This is a genomic window from Streptomyces oceani, from assembly GCF_001751245.1.
GTDB classification, from domain to species: Bacteria; Actinomycetota; Actinomycetes; order Streptomycetales; family Streptomycetaceae; genus Streptomyces; species Streptomyces oceani.
The window spans coordinates 1-5,115 of sequence record NZ_LJGU01000122.1; the positions used below are offsets into that span (position 1 = coordinate 1).

At 74.3% G+C, this 5,115-nt stretch carries 4 protein-coding genes; 3 read left to right on the top strand and 1 reads right to left on the bottom strand.

Annotation, left to right across the window (positions count from 1 at the left end; translation table 11 throughout):
- Positions 1–504: helix-turn-helix transcriptional regulator (locus AN216_RS12485; protein WP_139140912.1), on the top strand; the 504-nt coding region annotated here is incomplete at its 5' end.
- 71 nt (positions 505–575) lie between these two features.
- On the opposite strand, the gene AN216_RS12490 is transcribed toward AN216_RS12485, so the two are convergent.
- Entirely contained in the window at positions 576–797 is a 222-nt protein-coding gene (locus AN216_RS12490) for a hypothetical protein (RefSeq protein WP_070196743.1), read from the bottom strand.
- A 187-nt stretch (positions 798–984) separates the two neighbouring features.
- On the opposite strand from AN216_RS12490, the gene AN216_RS12495 reads away from it, so the two are divergent.
- The gene (locus AN216_RS12495) at positions 985–4,572 is read left to right on the top strand and encodes a DNA polymerase III subunit alpha (protein WP_070196744.1); all 3,588 of its coding nucleotides are present in this window, start codon (positions 985–987) and stop codon (positions 4,570–4,572) included.
- A partial coding sequence (locus tag AN216_RS12500) for a helix-hairpin-helix domain-containing protein (protein ID WP_244502438.1) occupies positions 4,569–5,115 on the top strand: 547 nt, incomplete at its 3' end. The genes AN216_RS12495 and AN216_RS12500, both read left to right, overlap by 4 nt.

A 5,115-nucleotide genomic window follows, 5' to 3' on the forward strand; every position in this document is an offset into this window, starting at 1 on the left:
TGCCTCCGGCGCGGGGTGCGTTTGCGCCACGTGGTGCCGGCCGAGGCGCTGCGCCACAGCCCGGTCTCTCGCTACCTACGGGAGATCGCCGCCACGGGCGCGGAGATCAGGACCGCAGACGTCTCCGAGCACCTGCTCGTCTACGACCGCCGCGCCGCGCTGATCCGGCTGGACCCCGAGGACGGCACCCGCGGCGCGTTGCTGGCGCACGAGGAGGGTCTGGTCTCGCACAGCGTCGCGCTGTTCGAGAAGATCTGGGCGGACTCCGCGGAGCTGCCCGGTGTCGCCGACGAACCGTTGAGCGAGGACGCCCCCACGCTCTCCGAGATGGAGCGCCGCGTGCTCCGGTCGCTGGTGTCCGTCGGCAAGGACGAGGCCGGCGCCCGACAGCTCGGCATCTCCGTGCGCACCTACCGCCGCCATGTGGCCGACCTGATGCGCGCTCTGGGAGCGGCCAGTCGTGCCCAGGCCGCCCTGCTGGCCCGGGACTTCGGGTGGCTCTGAGGACCCGTCGGCAAGGCCCCGGCACACACCCGCGCACCGACCGCCGCACACCGGACGCGTACGGCGCCGGCTCAGTCCCCCTGCTGCCGCCAGCCGCGCAACGCCGGGTCCCGCAGTACGGCCGCCACCCGGCGCCGGACCCGACCGCTGCTGCCCGTCTCCTCGTCCAGCAGCACCCGTAGTCGTATCCGGCCGGGGGCGATCTCCGGCACGCACGTCCAGTCCGCCGGCAGCAGACCGACCAGCCGGATAGCGGTGGTCTCCGCGTGCGGCGCCGTGGAGGCATCACACACCGTGACCGCCTCCNGCGTTCGGGAAGCGGGCGCGGAGCGCCCGCGGATCGGCTCCCGCTCGCCTCGAGCTCCGGTTGTTTCCCTTATGACCTGCGCGAACCTCTGTTCGAACGGATTTTCGACATTGGGGTTAAGGTGGAACCAGGACCAACAGCAGGGGGTGCGACAGCGTGGGAGGTGCGTGCGGATGGCCGGCTTCACACATCTGCATGTCGCTTCCGGCTTCTCGGTGCGTTACGGCGCCTCGTCGCCCGAGCAACTGGCGCGGCGCGCCGCCGAGCGGGGCATGGACGCGCTCGCGTTGACCGATCGGGACACCCTCGCCGGAGCCGTGCGATTCGCGAAGGCGACCGCGCGATTCGGCCTGCGACCGGTGTACGGCACGGAGCTGGCCGTGGGGGAGCGAGCGGAACCGGAGAGTGCCGTGCGCCGGCGCCGTACGCCCGTCAAGGGCGGCGCCTTCGTCGACGAGTCGGCCCAGCGCGCCGTCTTCCTGGCCCGTGCGGGCGCCGCGGGCTGGGCCCAGCTGTGCCAGCTGATCACCGCCGCGCACGCCACCTCGGGGGAACGGCCCCGGCTGGGCTGGACCGACCTGGGCGGGGACGGACTGACCGTGCTGCTGGGCGCTGACTCCGAGGTCGGCCGGTCGCTCGCCGCCGGCCGGCCGGACCGCGCGGCACGGCTGCTGCGGCACTGGCGGGAGGTCTTCGGCGACGAGCTGCGGCTGGCGGTGACCGCCTCCGGGCCGCTGCGGGACGCCGCCCGGATGCTTGGCCTGGCCGCCACCGAGGGGGTACGGCCGGTGCTGACGAACGCCGTGCGGTACGCCGATCCGGACCAGGGCCCCGTGGTGGACGTACTGGACGCGGCCCGCCGGCTCGTCCCCATCGACGAACGTGCCGGGCTGGACGACGGCACGCGCTGGCTGCGGGACCGTACGACCATGGCCGAGGTCGCCGAGCGGATCGCGGAGGCCGCGGGCTACCGCCGCGCCACCGCGCACCGACTGCTCGAGGTGACCGAGGAGACCGCAGCCGCCTGCCGGGTCGACCCGGAGGACGACCTGGGAATCGGCAGCGTGCACTTCCCCGAGCCGGAGCTGGTGGGCGCCGGGGCGCGCACCGCCGCCCGGGTGCTGCGTTCGCGCTGTGTGGCGGGCATGGTGAGCCGGCGGTACGACGCCGACCGGGACCGGTGGCGGCGGCTGGCGCAGGAGCTGCGGATCATCGAGGGGCTGGGCTTCTCCTCGTACTTCCTCACCGTCGCCCGGGTCGCCCAGGACGTACGCGAGATGGGCGTCCGGGTGGCCGCGCGCGGCTCCGGCGCCGGGTCACTGGTGGCACACCTGCTGGGGATCGCACAGGCCGACCCGGTGGAGCACGGGCTGCTGATGGAACGTTTCCTCTCCCCGCGTCGCGCCGCTCTCCCGGACATCGACATCGACGTGGAGTCCGCCCGGCGCATCGAGGTCTACCACGCGATCCTGGACCGCTTCGGCCCCGAGCGGGTCGCCACCGTCGCCATGCCGGAGACCTACCGGGTCCGGCACGCCATCCGGGACGTGGGCGCCGCCCTCGGCCAGGACCCGGCCGAGACCGACCGGCTGGCCAAGGCGTTCCCGCACATCCGCGCCCGGGACGCCCGTACGGCCCTGGCGGAGCTGCCGGAGCTGCGGGAGATCCGGGAGGAGATCCAGGGGGCGGCCGACGGCCCGTGGGGCGAGCGCTTCTGGTCGCTGGTCGAGGCCCTGGACGGGCTGCCGCGGGGGGTCGCCATGCATCCGTGCGGGGTGCTGCTCTCCGACGGTTCGCTGCGTGCGCGTACCCCGGTGGTGCCCACCAGTGGTGAGCACCTGCCGATGGCGCAGTTCGACAAGGAGGACGTGGAGGAGCTCGGGCTGCTCAAGCTGGACGTGCTGGGCGTGCGGATGCAGTCCGCGATGGCACACGCCGTGGCCGAGGTCGAGCGGGCGAGCGGGGAGCGGATCGAGCTGGACGCGGTGCCGGCGGACGACCCGGAGACGTACGAGCTGATCCGCTCGGCGGAGACGCTGGGCTGCTTCCAGATCGAGTCACCCGGACAACGCGACCTGGTCGGGCGGCTGCAGCCGCGTACCTTCCACGACCTGGTGGTGGACATCTCGCTGTTCCGGCCGGGGCCGGTGGCCGCCGACATGGTGCGGCCGTTCATCGAGGCGCGGCACGGCCGCCGTCCGGCGCGCTACCCGCATCCGGACCTGGAGCCGGCGCTGCGCGAGACGTACGGCGTGGTGGTCTTCCACGAGCAACTCATCCGGATCATCTCGGTGCTGACCGGGTGTGACCGCGCGCTGGCCGACGAGGCCCGTCGGGCGTTGTCCGACGAACGGCGGCGGGGCCGGGTGCGCGCCTGGTTCGCGCGGGAGGCGGCGGGGCGCGGCTACGCGGCGGAGGTGGTGGAGCGCACCTGGGAGATCGTGGAGGCGTTCGGCAGCTACGGCTTCTGCAAGGCGCACGCCGTCGCCTTCGCGGTGCCGACCTACCAGTCGGCCTGGCTGAAGGCGCATCACCCGGCGGCGTTCTACGCCGGATTGCTCGCGCACGACCCGGGGATGTACCCGAAGCGGCTGCTGTTGGCGGACGCGCGACGGCGCGGAGTGCCGGTGCTGCCGCTGGACGTGAACCGCTCCGGCGTGACCTATCAAATCGAACTGGAGTCTGATTCGGGGGTGCCTGCGGGGAGTTCGGCGGGTGGTCCAGCCGCGCCCTCGCCGTCGTCCTCGCCGTCGTCCTCGTCGGCGAACTGGGGCCTGCGCCTCGCGCTGTACGAGGTACAGGGCATCAGCGAGGCCGACGCGCGGCGGATCGTCGCCGGCCAGCCCTACGACTCGCTCACCGACCTGTGGCGCCGGGCCCGTCCGCCCCGTCCGGTCGCCGAGGCGCTCGCCCGGGTCGGAGCGCTGGACGGCTTCGGCGGGAACCGGCGTGACACGCTGCTGCACATCCAGGAACTGCACCGCCAGCAGCGCGGGCCGGGTGCCCGGGAGGGCCAACTGACCCTCGGCGAGGCCGCCGTGCCGCAGCCGGCCGGACTGCCGGACCTGGATCGGGACGAGCGGCTGGGCGCGGAACTCGGCGTGCTCGGCATGGACGCCTCCCGGCACCTCATGAGCGACCACGCCGCGTTCCTGCGCGAGTTGGGCGCCTGGTCCGCCCGTACGCTCGACGAGGCACGGCACGGTGACACGGTGCTGGTCGCCGGCGCCAAGTCGGCCACCCAGACCCCGCCGATCCGCAGCGGGCGACGCGTCATCTTCAGCACCCTGGACGACGGCACCGGGCTGGTCGACTGCGCCTTCTTCGACGACTCGCACGCCGCCTGCGCGCACACCGTCTTCCACTCCTGGCTGCTGCTGGTACGCGGCGTGGTTCAGCGGCGTGGGCCGCGCAGCCTCAGCGTGGTCGGCTCCGCCGCCTGGGACCTGGCCGAGCTGATCGAGCTGCGGCGTACCGGCGGACTGGCTGCCGTCACCGCCCGGTTGGCCGCGGACGCGGGAGAGCGGGACCCTCGAGAGCGGAACGCGGCAGTCCGGGGCACGGGAGAGCGAGCCGGGGGCGAGGAGCCCGTCGCCGCGGACCGCGCCGATGAGGCGAGCGACCCCACCGGAGGCCGCCGGATCGAGCTGCCGACCGGCTACCGGATGCACCCCTGGGCGGACCTACGACCCGCGGGCGAGCCGGCGAAGTCCCCCAGCCTCCGCAAGATGTGGCACTCCAGCCCGGGGAGCGCGGGATGACGGATCACCCCACACACCTCGCCCGGCACCAGCCACCCCACGTCCTGTACGTCCACTTCGGCCCGCACGCCGAGCCGTACCACGCCCAGCTGCTGGACCTGCTCCGCGACGTCACCCCCGTCGTGCAGGCCCTCCCCCCGGACGCCGCGCTCGCCGACGTACGCGGCGCACAGCGCTACTTCGGGCGGGACGCCACCGGCCTCGCCCAGCTCGTACGGCTGCGCACGCTCGCGCTGCACGGCCGGGACTGCACCATCGGCGTCGCCGTCAACCCGCTGCTCGCCCGGATGGCCGCGCAGGACGGACCGCCCGGGGGAGTCCGGTGTGTGCCGGCCGACGCGGCCTCGACGGCGGAGTTCCTCGCCGGCAAGCCCGTCGCCGCGCTCGACGGGATCGGCCCCGCGACCGCCCGCACCCTGTGCTCGTACGGCCTGGACAGCATCGACCGGCTCGCCGCCGCCCGCCCCGCCACCCTCCAGCGCATCCTCGGCGCGACCACCGCGCGGCGGGTACGCGAACGCGCCCTCGGTATCGACCCGAGCC

What these genes read in the sequence shown, in the direction of transcription:
- AN216_RS12495 (WP_070196744.1), top strand. Translation starts at nt 985, where the DNA reads ATGGCCGGCTTCACACATCTGCATGTCGCTTCCGGCTTCTCGGTGCGT.